The following is a 17,275-nucleotide window of genomic DNA, read 5'->3' as shown; positions in this document are numbered from 1 at the left end:
GATCAAACGGTTTGACAGCTTCACGGTTCAGCTTGTGCGGGGCAGTAGCTCGCAGGTCGTCTACAAGCATGCCATCTCGACCATCCTCCCGGCAGAGCCGATCCCCCTGTTTGATCCCGAAGCCGAGAGCTACGATGATCGGTTACATCTGGATCTGGAACACAAGGGTTGCTGACGCGATTGACAGCACCGCGCAGCAATCGAGCCGGGTGTGGGCTTTATGAGCCTGAGGAATGCTTGTTATCCGCGGAGCCAGGTGTCGCTGCTTCTTCCGCTTCGACAGCTTCAACAGGCGTGGCGTTCTCGACCGTTGCTTCAGGACGGTCTTGGAAGGTGCCCGCCGCCTCCTCGGCTCTGAGTTGTTCCTCGGCCTCATGCCAGTGATCGAACGGATTGCCTGTGCGGCCCTGCTGCTCCCAGATGTGGTAAGCTCTTACCCGAACTTTCTCTTCCCAATCATTCATGGCTTGTCTCCCGAGGATCAGCAGCCCTCATTGTGGAGGAAGGGCCGCGCCTGAACTCGTGTGCTGGTCGCGTTCCTGACCCAATGCCGTCACCAATTCGCTCAGGCCAGCGCAACGGGGACGGCTCCGGCTCACACCCCATTGTCCTTGTACAATTCAAAGGTCCGCAGCTCATGGTAAGGTTTATCGGACCTCACGAGCGAGACCGCCTGTGGGTGCCGGCAGGGGCCGGGCTCAGCGCTGCCATGCCCGACGCAACCCTCCATCGGATCTGTCGGGAGGCCCGGCTGGACTTCGAGGGATCAATCAGCCGCATCACCTTGGTGGAGCGCGAGCGGCTGGTGCTGAAGGATGCCTGCGGGATTGAGGTGACAGAGATGTCGCGGGATGGGGCATTCTGTGCCTATACGATCCTGAGCGATGAGGTGTTCGTCTTCTCTCGGAGAGTGACTTGGACATCACCGTCCTGCCATGACCGCACCGATCAGGCGATTTCCAGAACCTTCACTACACTACCGGCTGCTCAGGGCAGCGGACCAACGGAATCGTGAGGCTTGGAAAGGGCTCGGGTGATCCTTGCCAAAGTGCTCGGAGCTGGAAGCGACTGTCGCAGGGAGCTAAGGGGGATAGGGAACGCTATCCAGCACGCCGGTAATGATTTCCGAGGTGGAAGGAATGCTGGCTTTGGGTTGATGAGCCTGCGTTTCCCAGAACGTCAGCACCTGGTCGATCTGCTTCATCGTTTCGCACTCGCCGATCAGGCACATCATGGGGCAGGGCAGGTAGCCCAGCCATGTGGCGTCGGCCAACAGGGTGCGTCCGCCGCTCAGTCCCAGATCGTACCCACTGGCCCAGCTCAGGAACGCCTTATGTTGGTCGTGCATCGATCCGCCCGGATCAAGGGCGTCGCCGAACCGGGCCCGTTCCCGCCGCTTAAGCCGATCGAGCCTTACTTCGGTCGGTACGTACAGAAAGACCACCAGATCGAGGTGCGGAAGCAACGGATCGCCCCAGCCGACGACAGGTCCCGACAGCACCCAGCGGGGAGTGGAAGCCGCAACCTCCGACAGCATCCGCAACCGCTCCGGAGGCGTCCGCCTTCTCCGGAACGGTGGGGTGGTTGGCAACCAGTAGAAATCGTCAACATCGAGATGCTGGCACGCCAGCCGGCGCGCGAGCGCCCATGCCAGGGTTGTGGAACCGCAGCCTGCTGCTCCAAACACGTGAACGCGCTCCAGAGGTCGCATCGCTCACCTCTGCAATCTTTGCTGCTCCGTTGAAACCAGTCACCGCGACAGCGGTTCCCCTCCTCAACGTACGTTAGCTCAGGCGGGCATATTCCTGCCCACTTGGCTCAAAAAGAAGCAGCCGGAGCAACACATATGCCAGCCGACACTCCGTGTAACCCACGCCGGTAGGTTCAGGTTCGCGCGCCGGATCTCGCCGCTCTCATGATGGCCCGTGCTATGGCGGAGTTGTACCGGGATGAGCCTGACAGCCCTCCGCCGGCGCCGTTGGTGATGCTCCTGTGGCAGATGGAGCGCCGACGGAACGAACCTGGAAAGCATGGCGGCTGATCAGGAATGTTGACACCAATTTATGGTAAGCCCATGCCACTTCCTCGGTTGAGGGAAGGACATGAATTGTCCTATTGCCAAGGCAATCCAGACTCGCGGCAAATTGACCTTCGTCAAATTCAGCCCTGCTGCGTTGAGTCCAGGCCAGCAGACTGCAAGAATGAATTATCAGCAGGCCGAGTGCATCAAGTTGCTTCCATAACCAGGGCAGAAGATCCCCGGCTCAGACCAGGTCCTTAGGGAAGAAACGCCATCTTCGTGTTGTGAGGATGGACTATGTTGGACTACCGCGACCCGATATCGACGAAACCGGCAGGCTCAAATGCACCGACCCTCCCGGATCAAGGGGCCAAAGCTCATCCGATAGCCAGTCATCCGCTGCGCCATCAATTGAACAACGAGGTGCATGCCAGACCTCCCACGCCTCTGGGCTCCCCTGAGCGGGTCTCGTCTCTGGCGATCCATAGCGGTGAGCAGGGCGCAATGGACGATCACGCCTGCCTCGTCAGGCTATGCGAGCGCTATGGCATCACACCGCCGCAGGCTGGCGTGAACCACTTTTCGCAAGACTTGGGCCCCTTTCGCCTGAAATGGGAGCGCCACACCGAATTCGTCACCTATACGTTCTTCGTGCAGGGTGGCACCTCTGAAGCACCCTTCGGCTCGTTGGCGATTGACGTGGTTGCCCTCGACTGGCTGTCCCAGTTGCCTGATCAAACGCTCGTGGCCGCCCATGTCGCCGTCCTGCCGAGCGAGGCGCCAGCCCCGACGGGCGATGAAGTGTCCTGTTATTTCTCAACCGACAGTGTCATCGGCAGCCTTGTGTCGGGTGGTGCCGCGACTGTTTTTACCGACTATCGCATCCACGCCGACGGCTTCTCCCGCATCCTGATCTATGATCACCATCTCGGCCGGCGGCAGGCCGGCAGATTGGTCCAGCGGCTGCTGGAGGTCGAGGCCTACCGGATGATGGCACTCCTGGCCCTGCCTGTCGCAAGCCACCTTGCTCCTGACATTGCCCATTGCGAGCGCAATCTCGCCAACATTACCGCGTCCATGACGCGATCTGACGGTGCCGAGCATGAGCGGCAACTGCTCGATCGCCTGATCCAGCTGGCAACCTCAATCGAGCGCATGTCGGCGGCGACCGGCTACCGCTTCCGTGCCGCCCGCGCCTACCACAACCTCGTCGAGCGACGCATTGCGGAGTTGCGGGAGGAGCGCATCCCCGGCCTGCAGACGATCGCCGAGTTCATGGATCGCCGCTTCCAGCCCGCGATGCGGACCTTGATCTCGACGGCCGAGAGGCTGGAGAGCCTGTCGCAGCGAACCACAAGAGCCAGCGACCTGTTGCAGACAGGGATCGACATCACCATGGCCGAGCAGCATCGTGATCTGCTCCGGTCCATGGACCAGCGGGCGCGCTTGCAGCTTCTCCTCAACGAGGCGGTCGAAGGCCTGTCGGTGGTGGTGATCACCTACTATGCCCTGGGCCTGATCGGTTATGGGCTGAAGTCCCTCAAGCCTATCGATCTTGGCATGGATCCTGATGTGGTCACGGGACTGGCCTTTCCGATCGTGTTTGCTCTGGTGTGGTTGAATATTCGGCGTTTGAGAAAGAAACTGCTGCACTAAAGGCAGTCGGAGCCAGGCTGAGCTGGCAACCCAGCTCTGTTTCAGGTTCGGAATGGCTCTTCCGCAAGCATCGTGCTGGTCAGAGGCCGAGGGCAGCTGGAGCTGCACCTCAAAACGAGATGGGCCGGCCACGGTGCCGTGGTGGTTCTCCAGACGCACCGAGGGGAACCACAATGGACGTCATGCCACCATACAACGACAAGATAGCCCTGGCTTCTGAGACTGCGATCAGCCTCGTTCAGGGACGCAAGCCATTGGCGCAGGATCTTCATCAGGACAGCCTCGATCAGATCATGCAGTCCAAATGAAGCAAAGTGCATGCCAGATGCAGTTGGCCTTATGGAACTGGTCAGATCATTAGGGGGCTGCGACACTTGCGCACTGCACAAATCGCTTCTTGCGTTGTTTGCTTGTCGGATGCTGGAGAGGAGCCTATGGACCGCAAGAAAGCCATTCCGGCTGAGTGGAGCCGGCGCCGCACACGCCATGATCCGCCTGATCTTGACGAGGCCATTGCGGCCGCGCAAGGCCTGACAGACCGGATCGAGAGCCAGGTTGAAGTGGCCGCATAGTTGAGCGGCCTGCCAGAAGAGGATGTCAGACGTCGAGTGCTGATGACGCAGGCTCAGCCCGGGCGGAGCCGACCGGCGCTCGCTCGAGGGCGACAGACCGAGGTTATCGTCATCAAACGACGTGGTCTGCGCCCCAACCGAGCGAAGCTTCCTCATAACGAAGCCTTCACGCCAGCTTGCTATCACTCAGACAAGGTCAAAGACCAGCGTGCCAGAAGGGAATTAGCTTACAACAGATAATCTGCCGAGGAAGCACCAGAGGGCTCCAGATACATCACAGGAGCCATGACATGATCTTGTTCTCACTTTGCAAACTCGCCTCCAATCTCCGGCATCTGTTATCGGGCTTTGGACGTTGTCTGAGCTGGGTTCGACATGAACTCCTGTCCACCGATGAAGAGCGGGATGCGGCGCATCTCGCATCAGCCACAGACCTTCACGAGCTGGAGTTCCGCATTCGAGAGCTCGGCCCTTCGAACCGGCAGAGACGCGGACCGTTTCGCGGCTTCTGACCACCGAGCAAACAACCGGACAACAATCCAGACCTGCATCGTCAGACCTGGGCCAGCGGCTCCCTTTTGGATTGGAAGACGTGATGCGACCACTCTTCTCGGTTGGCCAGCTTGCCCGTATGAGAAAGGCGGCTGGCAGGATCTGTGAGGTCGTGCGCATTCTCCCTGTCGTTGATAATGGCATGGTCCTGTACCTGATCAGGAGTGAACAAGGGACGGAGATGATCGTGCGACAACACGATCTTGGAAGAGCCTGAGCCGAGTTGCGGAATTGACCTAAGCGACAGGGTTACTGATGCGCCAATATACATCCCTCTTAGTGGGCCGCATGGGTGGTCACGTAACACTGACTTGACTCAGTCGAACCTGAGTGCGGCTCTCAACCAATCAGGTCTTCAGGTCTCGACCGGAGCATAGGCTGCCGGGTCGACGTTGTTCGGACGTCCGCCGAGTTGCAGATGCGCAATCCGGGCCGGGGTTTCGGCAATCACCTGTCCACGTCGGACAACCGCAAGCCGGCTGGCTTTGAGGCGGATCGCCTCGATCGGATCCTTGGCCTGTAGCAACACGAGATCTCCATTGCAGCCCGGTTCAAGGCCATAACCCTCAAGCCCCATGATCCGTGCTGGGTTGGACGTGACGGCATCGTAGCAGAATCGCATCGCTTCGCGGCTCGTCATATGCCCGATGTGAATGGCCATGTGGGCAACCTCGAGCATGTCTCCTGATCCCAGCGAGTACCAGGGATCCATCACACAATCGTGGCCGAATGCACAGAGAATTCCCTGCTCCCGCATTTCGGGAATGCGGGTCATGCCGCGGCGTTTCGGGTAGCTGTCGTGTCGTCCCTGAATCACGATATTGATGAGGGGATTCGCAATGGCCGCTAGACCGGCCTCTGCCATGAGTGGCAGAAGCTTCGATACATAGTAGTTGTCCATCGAGTGCATCGAGGTCAGGTGAGAGGCGGCCACCCGGCTTTGAAGGCCCAAGCGCGTCGTCTCATAGGCCAAGCTCTCGATGTGCCTGGAGAGCGGGTCGTCTGTTTCGTCGCAGTGCATATCGACTTGAAGACCACGGTCCGCCGCAATCTCGCACAGCTCTCGCACGGAGGCGGCCCCATCGGCCATTGTCCGCTCGAAGTGCGGGATGCCGCCGACCACATCCACACCCTTGTCAAGGGCACGGCGGAGATTGTCAACGGCGCCAGGAGAACGGTAGTATCCATCCTGCGGGAACGCAACGAGTTGCAGATCCAGATAGGGTGCAACCCTTCGCTTCACCTCCAGCAGGGCATCGACGGCAAGAAGGCGATCGTCGCAGATGTCGACATGGCTCCTGATCGCAAGCAGCCCCTGAGATACAGCAAGGTCGCAATAACGCAGTGCCCGCTCGATCACAGCCTCAGGCGTCAGCAAAGGCTTGAGCTCTCCCCAGAGCGCAATGCCTTCAAGCAGAGTCCCTGATTGATTGAGCCGAGGCAGACCCAATGACAAAGTTGCGTCCATGTGAAAGTGGATGTCCACGAAGGGTGGGCTGACGAGATTTCCTCCTGCTTCAAGGATGCGGTCAGCTTCCGCTTGGATGCCATGTTCCACCGCGGCGATGCGGCCGTCCTTAATGGCGATGTCCAGACCCGTCCGCCCATCGGGCAGGGTGGCATTTCGGATAATCAGATCGAAGCTCATGGCAGGGTTCTTCAGGTTAGCGCTGTCCCTTGATGTACGGCACCATCAGCGCCTTTGGATAATCGGCGCGGCGGGCGATGACGCACAGAGCAGCAATGGAGAGAAGATAGGGAAGCATTAGAAAGACTTGGCTCGGCACCGCCGCACCGACTTGCGTCTGAAGCCGGAGTTGGAATGCGTCGAAGGCTCCAAACAGCAAGGCGCCGAGCAGGGCTTTGCCAGGTCTCCAGGACGCGAAGACCGTCAGGGCGATGCAGATCCACCCGCGCCCGCCCGTCATCTCGAAGAAGAAGGCATTGAAGGCGGACATTGTCAGGAAAGCGCCTCCAAGTGCCATTAAGGCTGAACCAGTGACGACCGCCATGATCCGGATCCGATGCACATCCAGGCCTTGCGCCTCGACAGCTGCCGGGTTCTCGCCAACCGCGCGAACCGCCAGACCGAGAGGCGTTCGGTAGAGAATGAATGCCGCAGCCGCGAACAACCCGAGCGCGAGAAACGTGAGCGGCGTTTGCTGGAACAGAGCCGTCCCGAGAAACGGCAGGTCTGACAGACCAGGGATCTTCACGGGCTGGAACGGCGTGATCCGGGGCGGGGCGGCGACATTTGGAAGAGCGATACGGTAGATGTAGTAAGAGGCGCTTGTCGCCAGCATTGTCACGCCGATGCCGGTGACATGCTGCGATAGTCCGAGCGGCACCGTGAGCAATGCGTGGATGAGCCCGAAGGCGGCACCCGTGAGTGCTGCCACCAGCACACCCGTCCAGAGCCCAGCCCCCAGGAAGACTGCCATCCAGCCTGCCATGGCGCCGGCGGTGAAGATGCCTTCGATCCCAAGGTTCAGAACACCGGCGCGCTCGCAGATCAAGGCTCCGAGCACACCAAACATGAGTGGCGTTGCAATCCGCAGGGCCGCTGCCCAAAAGCTCGCTGACAGCAGAATGTCGAACACTCCGTCCACACTTACCTCCAACGCAGCCGGAAGCGAACGAAGAGGCTGCTCACCAACACCGACAGCAGCGCAAATGCCACGATGAGATCGGCAATGTAGTTCGACACGTTCATCGTGCGGCTCATGGTGTCGGCTCCCACGAATATGCCGGCGATGAAAATGGCGGCTGGCAGAACAAGCAGAGGCTGAAGTCCCGCGACCATGGCCACGACGATGCCTGCATAGCCGAACCCGCGCGAGAGATCGGCCGTGAGGTAGCCTTTGAGCCCGGCAACCTCGGAGGCGCCGGCCAGCCCCGCCAGAGCCCCAGACAGGCAGCCCACCGTGACGATCACGCCCGTCACACTGATACCCGCATATTGGGCTGCAGAAGCATTGTCCCCGACTGCCCGTATCTTGAGCCCGAGCACAGTGCGAGCCATCACGATATGCGTGATGATGCACAACCCAACACCGAGAATAAGGCCCGCATGGAGGCGCATCCGCTCGACCAGAGGCGGAAGAATGCCGGCATCAAGGATCGGCTCGCTCTGGGGCCAGCCGCCACCCATAGGATCCTTCAAAGGACCCTCCAGCATCATCTGGACAAAGAGGAGCACAATGAAGTTCAGAAGAAGCGTCGTGACGACCTCGTCGACACCGAGTTTCGCCTTCAGCAGTGTGGGGCCGAGCATCAGCAGGGCACCCGCAAGGGCGGAGGTCAGGAGGATCAGAGGGATAAGAACTGCAGGTGGGGCATCGATGGCACCACTTCCGATCATGACCGCCGCAAGTGCCCCGGCATAGAGCTGTCCTTCTGCTCCCACATTGTAGAGCCTTGCCCGGAATGCAACCGCGGCCGCAAGGCCGGTCAGGATCAGGGGCGTCGCCCGGGTCAGGGTCTCGGTCAGCGCAAACACTGAGCCTGCCGCCCCTGCGGCCATCAGGCCAAAGGCTGGACCAACCGGCGCGCCAGCTGCTAGCAATGGAAGAGTAGCGAGTGCAAGAGCCGCCAGCACGGCCCCGAGCGGAGCGGCTGCGGAGACTAAGGCGGTCGGGCGGCCACGGGCCTCAAGGCGGATCATGCGGCTTGGTCCTCAGCATCGTGTCCGGCCATGAGGAGGCCAAGGCGCTCAAGCGTTAGGCTCTCGACGGGTGCAGCTGGTGACAGGCGCCCTCGGGCGATCACGGCAATCCGGTCTGAAAGAGACAGGAGTTCGTCCAGATCCTCCGAGATTAACAGGATACCTGCCTCACGGCGACGCGCCTCCAGAAGCCTGCGGTGCACCTCGGCGGTTGCACCGACGTCCAGCCCCCGGGCAGGTTGGTTGGCGAGGATCAGTCGAGGCTCGCGTTCCAGCTCCCGGGCCAGGATGACCTTTTGGATGTTGCCGCCCGATAACAGGCGGACGGGAGCGTCCGGACCAGGACAACGCACGTCGAAAGCCGCAATGAGCGCGCGCGCGTGGTCCCGGATGGCGCCAAAGCGGAGGAAGCCCCAGCGCTGGACAGCTGGATCGTCGAGCGTCTCAAGCACCAAGTTTTCAGCAATGGACAGGGAGCCGACAACGCCCTCGTGATGCCGGTCTTCCGGGATTCGTCCGATGCCTGCGCGCACAACGGCCCAAGGGGATGGGTGAAGCGGAGCGCCAAATAGCGAGACCGCCCCAACGGCTGCGCGGGTCATTCCGGCGATCAGACCTGCCAGAGCGGCTTGGCCATTACCAGAGACACCCGCAATGCCAATGATTTCGCCTTCGTGGATTTCGAGCGAGGCCTGGGTCAACCCAATCCGTCCGCCGGCGCCCGGAACGTCGACTCGATCGAGCCTCAACACAATCCTTCCCGGTGCCTGTGGCTCACGTCGGCTTACCGGAACTTCCCGCCCGACCATCAGAGAGGCCAACATGGCCCGATCGGTGCCCGCGACTGGCCGGTCCGCAACTTTTCGGCCGCCGCGGAGAACGGCAACGCGGTCTGCGATCGCGAGAACCTCCCTCAGCTTGTGTGAGATGAAGATGACCGAAAATCCGCGTGCTTTGAGCTGACGAAGAACCGCAAAGAGGCGATCGGCTTCTTGCGGCGTGAGGACAGCCGTCGGCTCGTCGAGCACGAGGATCCGAGCTCCCCGGTAAAGGACTTTGAGGATCTCAACCCGTTGCCGTTCGCCCACCGTCAACCGGGAGACGCGCTCGTCCGGGTCCACCGTGAGGCCACTCTCGCTCATGAGCCCGCGGAGCTTCGTGCGGGCCTGGCGCTTGCGGAGGGTCGGCGAGCCAAGAGAGCCCGTTCCGAGCACGATATTCTCAAGAACCGTCAAGCTGTCGGCGAGCGCAAAGTGCTGATGCACCATCCCGATCCCAGCCTGGAGGGCAGCCTGCGGAGACCCAGCAGGGAGCGCCTGGAGATTGCCATCAGAAGCCGCGACCTGAATCGTTCCCTCATCGGCGACATAGTGGCCGAACAGGATGTTCATCAGCGTCGTCTTTCCGGCTCCGTTCTCTCCCAGCAGAGCCAGGATCTCCCCTTGGCGGATGTCGAGGTCGATGGCCTCGTTGGCGACGAGAGCGCCAAAGCGCTTCGTCACCCCTGCAATAGACAGAACAACAGGAGAAGACTGCATGGGTACTCGCGTTGGCGGCAGGCAGTCTGCCAGCCGCTCAGCTCGACTTGGGTTCGGCGTCGTTCACATTAACGCGGAACAGGCCCTCGGCAATCTCCTTTTCCTTGTCCTTGACGACCTTTGCCACATCCGGCGGCACGAGAGCCTCATCCATGGCAAGGCTCGCGCCGCCATAGCCCATGTAGCTATACTGGCCGTAATCGGCTGCTTCGAACCGACCCTCCAGCACAGCCTTCACAGCACGATCAATCGTCGGCTCCATATGCCAGAGGGCGCTCGCGAGCACGGTCCCGGGATACTGACTGGAGGTGTCGATCACGTTGCCGATGACCTTGATGTTGCGCTCCTTGGCAGCGTCCGACACGCCGAAGCGCTCCGCGTACATGATGTCCGCGCCGCGATCGATCATCGCGAACGATGCCTCCTTGGCCTTAGGCGGATCGTACCAGGAGTTGATGAAGCTCACGAGGAATTTGACGTTCGGATTCACTTCCCGAGTGCCGTCCATGAAGGCGTTCATAAGCCTGTTGACCTCAGGGATGGCATAGCCTCCCACCATTCCGATCGTATTCGACTTTGTCATTCTACCTGCGACCATGCCGGTCAGGTAGGACGGCTCATGTATGAAGTTGTCGAACACCGACAGATTAGGTTTCGACGGGCCGAATGACGAGCCCATCAGGAAAGCAACCTTCGGGTAGTTGGCCGCCACTCGGCGTGCCGCCCGTTCGACACCGAAGATCTCGCCAATGATCAGGTCAGTACCCTCCTCAGCGTATTGGCGCATGATACGCTCATAGTCATTGTTGGCGATGCTCTCTGACCATTTGTAAGTCACATCGCCGCGTGCTTGGGCAGCATTGAGCGCTTGGTGGATGCGAGAAACCCACTGCTGCTCGACGGGAACAGTGTAAATCGACGCCACCTTGATCGGCTTGGTCTTTGCTTGTCCGAAGGCGGATCCACCCGTTACTGCCACGCTGAAGAGCCCTGCGCCTAAGCCAAGAACGGAACGGCGCGAAAATCTACCATTGGACATAGTGCTCCCCTTGCTCCCTCTGGTCCGCCCCGATGTAAGCACAAACTGTGCCATTTGTATCGGGAGATAACGGATTGCCGAGACAGAGGAGATGTCCTGTGGGATTGGGCCTACGATCATCATGTTGGCCAACCCACAGCCCAAAGCACCCAAGAAGAAGGATGGGCTCTGATGAGGTAGGTTGTGAGCGGTTCGTTCCTGAGCTTTCTGTCTCTGGGCATCGAACGGATCAGAGCTGATACATTGTTTCGCTGGCACGAATCTTGCTTATCTGCTCCGCAAGGAACCTGACCGTGGTGCTCAGGATGGCGAGTGCAGATGCAGAAACTGCTGCGGCCAGTGTTCTGTCTTCTCATTGAGGACAACCCGCTCGTAGGGCTTGATCTTGCGGATGCCCTCGATGCTGGCGGGTACTACGTCGCGGGGCCTTTCCCTTGTGGCCGAGAAGCGTGTGAATGGCTGGCGCGGTTTACCCCTGATGTGGCTGTCGTTGACTTGACCCTCCGGGATGGACGGTGCCTTGAGCTCGTACGCGAGCTTAGGGCCCGTACCATCCCTTTCATCATCTACTCGGGTTGTCCAATCCAGCAGCGACCTTCTGACGTTCCCGCGGATGTGCCTTGGTTGGAGAAGCCTGCCTCTTACGAGGTGATTGCCAAAAACTTGGAGCTTCTTTCTGCAAGAACAGGTGAAGTGGCTCGGACTCCAACTGAGGCGCAGCAAACAAATCATGCGGATCGCGAACGGAGTGAAATTGGACCGGAGAGTACGCAGGAGCTGGCGCATGGATAGTGACGCACCACGAGCTGCTTCTAGCGGCCTGAGCGATCTGTCGAGCAAGGCGCACAATTTTGAGGCGGTGTTCCGAATTCCGTCCTCACATTACCTTGTCGTGGTTCGATCCCGAACTCGAGGTGGGGAGACGACTACAGTGGTCTGGGAGCACGATGAGTATGACGACTCAGGTCAATTAATCGCCCGCTATAAAAGTCATGAGCACGTGAATGCAGCGGGTGAGAGGCGCTGTGGATGGGAGAAGCTCGATGTACAGGGAAAGCCGGTGACTGGGAGGCAACTCTCCAACGGCCTAAAGTCCGAGGGCAACAGCTGAGAGGGGCAAATAGCAAGCTGCATCAAAACGGGTAGCGAGACTCAAGACCTCGCACTCTAAATGGCGACAGCTCTCGATTCAGCAGGACGCAGCCCTGAAACGACCTGGTAAAAGGGTCGGTCTGCTGATCTCATCATTTTGGAGGCCTGGAGCATGGATCAGGTCATCGCCAGGCCTCAAGGAGACCGGTTGTTGATCAAGGCGGGTACTCATCAGCCGGCGTCTTTGCCATCGTACTCGGATCTATAGCCGATGCTCGGACCCGATAGGCCGTTAGCTTGTGTCTATGGAACATACCTGATGGATAGCCCCAAGCTGCTGATCAGCGACGAGGCGCGACCGAATTGCTACCTTCAAGCAGGACGATTGCCTACTTGAAGACGGTCCTCAATAGCTGGCCTGAAGCGCCAGCAATCAATGACGTCGGTGGAGAACAATCCTTACCTAACTGGACGTTATGAACCGTCGGCGAACTTCACTGCCCAATCCTGAGCAGGTGCATCCCAACAATGATGAGCAGCCCGACTGAGTACTCGGGATCCGTGCCCTCGATCTCAGACTGCCGCCCAGCCGCCGTCCATGGTGTAAGCAGCCCCCGTCATCGTCCGAGCATGGGAGCTACAGAGAAATACCGTGAGAGCACCGATGCTCTCGACCGACGAGAACTCAAACATCGGCTGCTTCGCTCGCAGCAGGTCTATGCGTGCCTCTTCCGGGCACATGCCGGATGCCGTCGCCCGTGCTTCGACCTGATGCTGAACGAGTTCCGTCAGCACCCATCCCGGGCAGATCGCATTGCACGTGATCCCATCATTGGCTGTCTCCAGAGCAACGACTTTGGTGAGCCCAAGCAGGCCATGCTTGGCCGCGACATAGGCACATTTGTTTGGGCTCGCGACCAGGCTATGAACAGAGGCGATGTTGATGATGCGTCCCCATCCATGGGTGCGCATCCCCGGCAGCACCCCTTTGATGGCATGGAAGGCGGCGGTCAGATTGAGCGACAGGACGTTGTCCCAACACTCGTCGGCGAAAGCCTCGATGGGGGCGACATGTTGAATCCCGGCATTGTTGACCAGAATGTCGACTGTCCCGAACTGCTCCTGTGCATACGCGGCAAGCCGCTCCACGTGGCTGCTCGTTCGAAGATCCGCCGCATGATAGCGCACCTCAACGTTCCAGGTCGCGGCGATCGCGTCCGCGAAGGGCTCGCCCTCCTCGCTCGACCGGCGTCCGTTGAGGACAAGGTTGCAGCCTGCCTCCGCCAAGGCCCGGGCAATCCCCTCGCCGATGCCTCTGGTCGATCCGGTGACGATGGCGGTACGGCCCGAGAGTGAGCGAAGCACCGGCTGCGTCGCGACCTCAGTCGTGAGCCTGTGGTCTTCTGGCCGAGATAGAACGGCGTGCATGGATTGTGTCCTCAGGGTTTCGGAGGCATCACAACGGTGGCTGGGTTGGTGGACGGCTTGTGCCTGTCGAGCGTACGGACGAGGCGGGTTCTGGCGCTGATGACGCCCTTGACGGCCAGCGGCAGGGCCAGAACGGGAAGGACACATGCGGCCACGTAAGCCTCTGTGGCCGCGGGGAGGGTTGTTCCAGCGGCCGCCCAAGCCAACGTGACGTTGCGATTGCCGCTCACGAGCCCCACCGTGAAGGCGTCCTTGGCGCCCCATGAGGAGAACAGGAGCGCTCCGACGAGACCTGCCCCAAGGTTCACTCCAACCGCTGCCGCGATGAACAGGCTGAAGGCGTCCGGATCGGTGGCCCAGTGGGTCCGGACCCCGCTCATCATCGCGAGGCCAACAATCACGAGCCCGATCACAGCCACCCCTGCAGCGGCCGTTTGGCCCGGTAGCACAACCTGAACCCTGCTGCGCCAATATCGCGCCATCTGAGCGACCATGGCCGCCAACCCAATGATCAGAGCCAAGCGCCAAGTCAGATGGACCATATCGATTGAGACGTTGACACCGAGCACCGTCGCGAACGCCGGCATCGAGAAGGGCGCTGCCAGTGTCAGAGCGATTGAGGCGATGAGTGCCAGGCGTGGCTGAAGGCCCAGGATGGCTGCGATGGCAGCGGCACTGCCCACGGGCGGGGCCAGCACGGAGAGGATCACGCCTGCCTGCAGGGCAGGATCGAGGTGCAGAGAGAAAACAATCGCAGCCGAAATCAGCGGCACACCCAGGCCGATCCAGGCGAGCGCCAAGAGGATGCGCCGCCAGCCTAAGCCCTTCTCGGGAGAGGCAAGACCAGCCGTCAGAAACGACCCCAATGTAAGCAGGAAAGCCGAGAGGGGCAGTACCTGATAGGCGGCTGTCGCGAGAGGCGTGACAGCCGCGCCAAGCAGCAGGGATAAGACCAGCAGAGCAGGCCCGTGCCGGCCGATCGTCGTCAGACCTTGTCCCAGAACGCGCATCGCAATCTCCCGACGGCTGAGCGCAAGGGGCATTCAGCCCAGGAGAACGCGGGGATACTCAGACCTCCGCAACCCCGACGGCCGAACGCTGTTGCAGAACAACTGAACTCGACTCGTGCTCAGATTGGCGAACTGGGCCAGGTTTCGCATCCGCCGTTCGGGGGATGCCCGACTTCAGAGGTCGTGCTATGCTACGCTTAGTAGCCACGGCCCGCCTCTAATCGGAGCGGCGCGACGGTCCCCGGAGGCGCCATAGTCACGGAGGTCGACTCCATGTCTGATGGTCAGTTGCTTGCGCTTACTGAGGAAATCTATGACGCCGCAGCGGGCGGAACGCCCTGGACTGCTGTTGGCAAGAGCCTGTCAAGCTTGCTCCGGGCTAGCAATGGCTGGGTCTGCGTCTCGGATCAGCAAGGCGAACACGCGGAACTCCTCTATCGGGCTGACTACCCCGACAAGGAGATCGCCGCCTATCAGACTTACTACCGCTATGTCGACCTATGGACCATCCGGACGGCGGAAGCCGTCCGGCAGGTGGATCCGAACGCGCCGCTGCGAGCAAGGACCAGCGGACACCTGGTGCCGGATGCCGAATACGTCCGAAGCGAATTCTACGCCGATCTGGGGCGGCATGTCGGCCTGCGCCATGTGGTCGGGACGGTGGTGCCGCTGGGGGCTGCCGGTCTCATGCCGGTTTGCCTGCACCGCTCCGACGGGGAAGCCCCCTTCGAACAGGCCGACGCACGTCTGCTTGATCACCTGCTGCCGCATCTGCGACGCGCCATGCAGTTGCGGCATCGGCTCACTCCTGGTCCATCCTCCAGTGCCCCTGGCACAGCGGCCCTCGACGCCCTCTCAACGGCCGTCGTGGTTGTCGATGCCGAGATGAGGATCTTGGTGGCGAACGCAGCCGCTGAGGCTCTAGCCGTGAACAGGTTCGGATTGCGGTTTGTTGCGCAGAAGGTCGGGCCTGGTGCTCGTCACCGCGTTCTCGCGGTCCTCCACCACGATGATCAGAGAACTCTTCAGGCCCTCGTGCGAGCCACCGCCCTGGGGGGCTCCCCAGGCGGGGGCCTGCGGGTGCGGAATGCATCGGCTGCACCCGCACTTGCCGCACTTGTGAGTCCGTTGCCGCGCCGGCTGTCGGAAGGAGCAGGAGGGTTGTCCGGGCGAGTGCCCGGTCAAGCGCTCATCCTGCTGCGGGATCTCAGGGCCGCATCCCGTGCCCCGGATTCGAGCCTGCTGCGCCGGCTGTTTGGGTTGACGCAGGCCGAGGCAGAAGTGGCATGCGCTCTGTATGGTGGTGCCACCAAGAGTGCTGTGGCAGCCATGCGCGGGCTCAAGGAATCGACCATCAAGAGCCAGGTCGACGCCATCCTCCTGAAGACTGGAACGGCCAATCTGCGTGATTTGGAGCGCCTCCTCGCTGACCTGCGCTAGTCTGATCTATTCCTCAACCCAGAGCGGATTCTGTTAGCAATCAGCCTCCCGCATGTCTGTCGCGTGCGATATGTGGCCGGAGTGAAGCCCGCCTCACATTTCCGATAGGCTCCTTATGGACCAGGAAGTATGTGAAGCAGCTTTCCGGAACCGTCCCCATCCAGCGGTTTTGTCCGTTGCGATGGTCTGATAGGCCGAAGAAGTCCGAGCCCCCCTTTGGAGATTGATATGGAATTGCAAGAAGAGAGCCGTGGCGAGCTGTTGATCATCCGGGTGTGTGATCAGCGGATCGACGCCAGCAAGGCTCCCCAGTTCAAGGATGAGATCAACCAGCGGATTGCGCGCGGCCACACCAAACTGCTGCTCGATTTCAGCATGGTGGAGTTTATCGACAGCACCGGCCTTGGGGCGCTGGTTTCCTGCTTGAAGCGGCTCGGCAAGGGCGAAATGTCGATTGCTGGCGCCAAAGGAGCGGTAATCCGCCTGTTCGCCCTGACGCGGATGGACAAGGTGTTTTCTCTGTACCCGACGGTAGATGCCGCCCTCGCACACAGGGGAGGCTGATTTCTGATTGGTCCAGGGATGGAACGGGTGTGTCGCCTTGTTGGGAACCTAGCCGCATAGCGGGGCCTTTGTTCTCCTTTTGCGTTCGTCATGAGCCGGAAGGTCCCGCGTAAGGAGCCGTAATTTCGCATAACGCCCAGTATGAAACTCAGCAAAAAAGCGCCCCAGTCTTGATCCGGGGCGCTTGAGTTTGGGAGCAACGTCCAACGAGAGGACAATCTGAACTTAACCCCTCCGGCGCCCGAGAACTGTGAACCAGATCACACCGGCGGGTTTTTCTCAAAATCTTTCACGCCACGTCCGGGAGCCGTGGATCCAACCATGTCATTCTGCAGCGAAAAGCCGCCCTCCAATCTCTCGGGAAGGCGGGAAATAGAAGCGAAATGGGAGAAGGGGCGGAGCGCCACAAGCTCACAGCCGATGACGCTCCCCTCTGGCCAAACCTACCCGAAGGGGAAGAGGTGGTCGAGGTCAACGGCCGTGTTGACCGCCGTCTGATTGATCAGGTTCGTGTCGATATGGAAGTTCAAATCCGAAGAGTCATGGCTCCCCTGATCAACGACGGTATCGCGGTCATCGAGGGCTGCAAACTGGGACGAATGGGCGTCACCATCGAGAGCCGTGTTGACCGCTGTCTGGTTGATGACGTTGGTGTCGACTTGGACATTGATGTCCGGAGCGCCGGACGACCAATCCCAGC

General features: G+C 60.5%; 19 protein-coding genes. 9 read left to right on the top strand and 10 right to left on the bottom strand.

What is annotated here, in order from left to right; all coding sequences use genetic code 11:
- Position 1: 1 nt before the first annotated feature.
- Complete coding sequence (locus NF876_RS40540) at positions 2–175, top strand: RNA chaperone Hfq (protein ID WP_315975127.1); 174 nt, start codon at positions 2–4, stop codon at positions 173–175.
- 43 nt (positions 176–218) lie between these two features.
- Here NF876_RS40540 and NF876_RS40535 read toward each other — a convergent pair whose 3' ends face one another.
- Positions 219–464 carry a DUF2934 domain-containing protein gene (locus NF876_RS40535; protein ID WP_262273406.1) on the bottom strand — a complete coding sequence of 82 codons (246 nt, stop codon included), beginning with the start codon at positions 462–464 and terminating at the stop codon, positions 219–221.
- 245 nt (positions 465–709) lie between these two features.
- Here NF876_RS40535 and NF876_RS40530 point away from each other — a divergent pair, with 245 nt between their 5' ends.
- Positions 710–1,015, top strand: coding sequence for a hypothetical protein (locus tag NF876_RS40530; RefSeq protein WP_262273405.1), 306 nt, complete (start codon positions 710–712; stop codon positions 1,013–1,015).
- A gap of 66 nt (positions 1,016–1,081) precedes the next feature.
- Here NF876_RS40530 and NF876_RS40525 read toward each other — a convergent pair whose 3' ends face one another.
- A complete protein-coding gene (locus tag NF876_RS40525) occupies positions 1,082–1,711 on the bottom strand; it encodes a P-loop NTPase family protein (RefSeq protein ID WP_262273404.1) in 630 nt (209 codons plus the stop codon).
- A gap of 606 nt (positions 1,712–2,317) precedes the next feature.
- On the opposite strand from NF876_RS40525, the gene NF876_RS40520 reads away from it, so the two are divergent.
- From NF876_RS40520 to NF876_RS43760, 4 genes are all read left to right on the top strand, one after another.
- Entirely contained in the window at positions 2,318–3,676 is a 1,359-nt protein-coding gene (locus NF876_RS40520) for a DUF3422 family protein (RefSeq protein WP_262273403.1), read from the top strand.
- Positions 3,677–3,849: 173 nt separating this feature from the next.
- Positions 3,850–3,984, top strand: coding sequence for a hypothetical protein (locus tag NF876_RS40515; RefSeq protein ID WP_262273402.1), 135 nt, complete (start codon positions 3,850–3,852; stop codon positions 3,982–3,984).
- 126 nt (positions 3,985–4,110) lie between these two features.
- Positions 4,111–4,248 carry a hypothetical protein gene (locus tag NF876_RS40510; protein WP_262273401.1) on the top strand — a complete coding sequence of 46 codons (138 nt, stop codon included), beginning with the start codon at positions 4,111–4,113 and terminating at the stop codon, positions 4,246–4,248.
- Between the two features lie 290 nt (positions 4,249–4,538).
- On the top strand, positions 4,539–4,760 hold the full coding sequence (locus tag NF876_RS43760; RefSeq protein ID WP_373696790.1) for a DUF3563 family protein: 222 nt from the start codon (positions 4,539–4,541) through the stop codon (positions 4,758–4,760).
- A gap of 395 nt (positions 4,761–5,155) precedes the next feature.
- On the opposite strand, the gene NF876_RS40505 is transcribed toward NF876_RS43760, so the two are convergent.
- The 5 genes from NF876_RS40505 to NF876_RS40485 are packed head-to-tail and all read right to left on the bottom strand — an operon-like array spanning position 5,156 to position 11,041.
- Entirely contained in the window at positions 5,156–6,448 is a 1,293-nt protein-coding gene (locus NF876_RS40505) for an amidohydrolase family protein (RefSeq protein WP_262273400.1), read from the bottom strand.
- A gap of 16 nt (positions 6,449–6,464) precedes the next feature.
- The gene (locus NF876_RS40500; RefSeq protein WP_262273399.1) at positions 6,465–7,409 is read right to left on the bottom strand and encodes an ABC transporter permease; all 945 of its coding nucleotides are present in this window, start codon (positions 7,407–7,409) and stop codon (positions 6,465–6,467) included.
- A gap of 2 nt (positions 7,410–7,411) precedes the next feature.
- A complete protein-coding gene (locus NF876_RS40495) occupies positions 7,412–8,464 on the bottom strand; it encodes an ABC transporter permease (protein ID WP_262273398.1) in 1,053 nt (350 codons plus the stop codon).
- Positions 8,461–10,002, bottom strand: coding sequence for an ABC transporter ATP-binding protein (locus NF876_RS40490; protein ID WP_262273397.1), 1,542 nt, complete (start codon positions 10,000–10,002; stop codon positions 8,461–8,463). Before NF876_RS40490 ends, NF876_RS40495 begins: the two co-directional genes overlap by 4 nt.
- Before the next feature lie 37 nt (positions 10,003–10,039).
- Positions 10,040–11,041: a BMP family protein gene (locus NF876_RS40485; RefSeq protein ID WP_373696791.1), complete on the bottom strand. Its 1,002-nt coding sequence runs from the start codon at positions 11,039–11,041 to the stop codon at positions 10,040–10,042.
- A 318-nt stretch (positions 11,042–11,359) separates the two neighbouring features.
- Between NF876_RS40485 and NF876_RS43755 the strand changes: the two genes are divergently transcribed.
- Positions 11,360–11,833 carry a response regulator gene (locus NF876_RS43755; RefSeq protein WP_373696789.1) on the top strand — a complete coding sequence of 158 codons (474 nt, stop codon included), beginning with the start codon at positions 11,360–11,362 and terminating at the stop codon, positions 11,831–11,833.
- A gap of 873 nt (positions 11,834–12,706) precedes the next feature.
- Here NF876_RS43755 and NF876_RS40480 read toward each other — a convergent pair.
- Positions 12,707–13,561 (bottom strand): 3-hydroxybutyrate dehydrogenase, encoded by an 855-nt coding sequence (locus tag NF876_RS40480; protein ID WP_262273395.1) that lies wholly within the window; start codon positions 13,559–13,561, stop codon positions 12,707–12,709.
- 11 nt (positions 13,562–13,572) lie between these two features.
- Positions 13,573–14,571 (bottom strand): hypothetical protein, encoded by a 999-nt coding sequence (locus tag NF876_RS40475; RefSeq protein WP_262273394.1) that lies wholly within the window; start codon positions 14,569–14,571, stop codon positions 13,573–13,575.
- Positions 14,572–14,844: 273 nt separating this feature from the next.
- On the opposite strand from NF876_RS40475, the gene NF876_RS40470 reads away from it, so the two are divergent.
- Together NF876_RS40470 and NF876_RS40465 are read left to right on the top strand one after the other, a co-directional pair.
- Positions 14,845–16,011, top strand: a complete 1,167-nt coding sequence (locus tag NF876_RS40470) for a helix-turn-helix transcriptional regulator (protein WP_262273393.1) — start codon at positions 14,845–14,847, stop codon at positions 16,009–16,011.
- Between the two features lie 228 nt (positions 16,012–16,239).
- On the top strand, positions 16,240–16,575 hold the full coding sequence (locus NF876_RS40465) for an STAS domain-containing protein (RefSeq protein WP_262273392.1): 336 nt from the start codon (positions 16,240–16,242) through the stop codon (positions 16,573–16,575).
- A 443-nt stretch (positions 16,576–17,018) separates the two neighbouring features.
- Here NF876_RS40465 and NF876_RS40460 read toward each other — a convergent pair.
- Positions 17,019–17,275: hypothetical protein (locus NF876_RS40460; RefSeq protein WP_262273391.1), on the bottom strand; the 257-nt coding region annotated here is incomplete at its 5' end.

Source organism: Microvirga yunnanensis, assembly GCF_025460875.1.
This window is presented reverse-complemented; position numbering and strand designations above follow the sequence as displayed.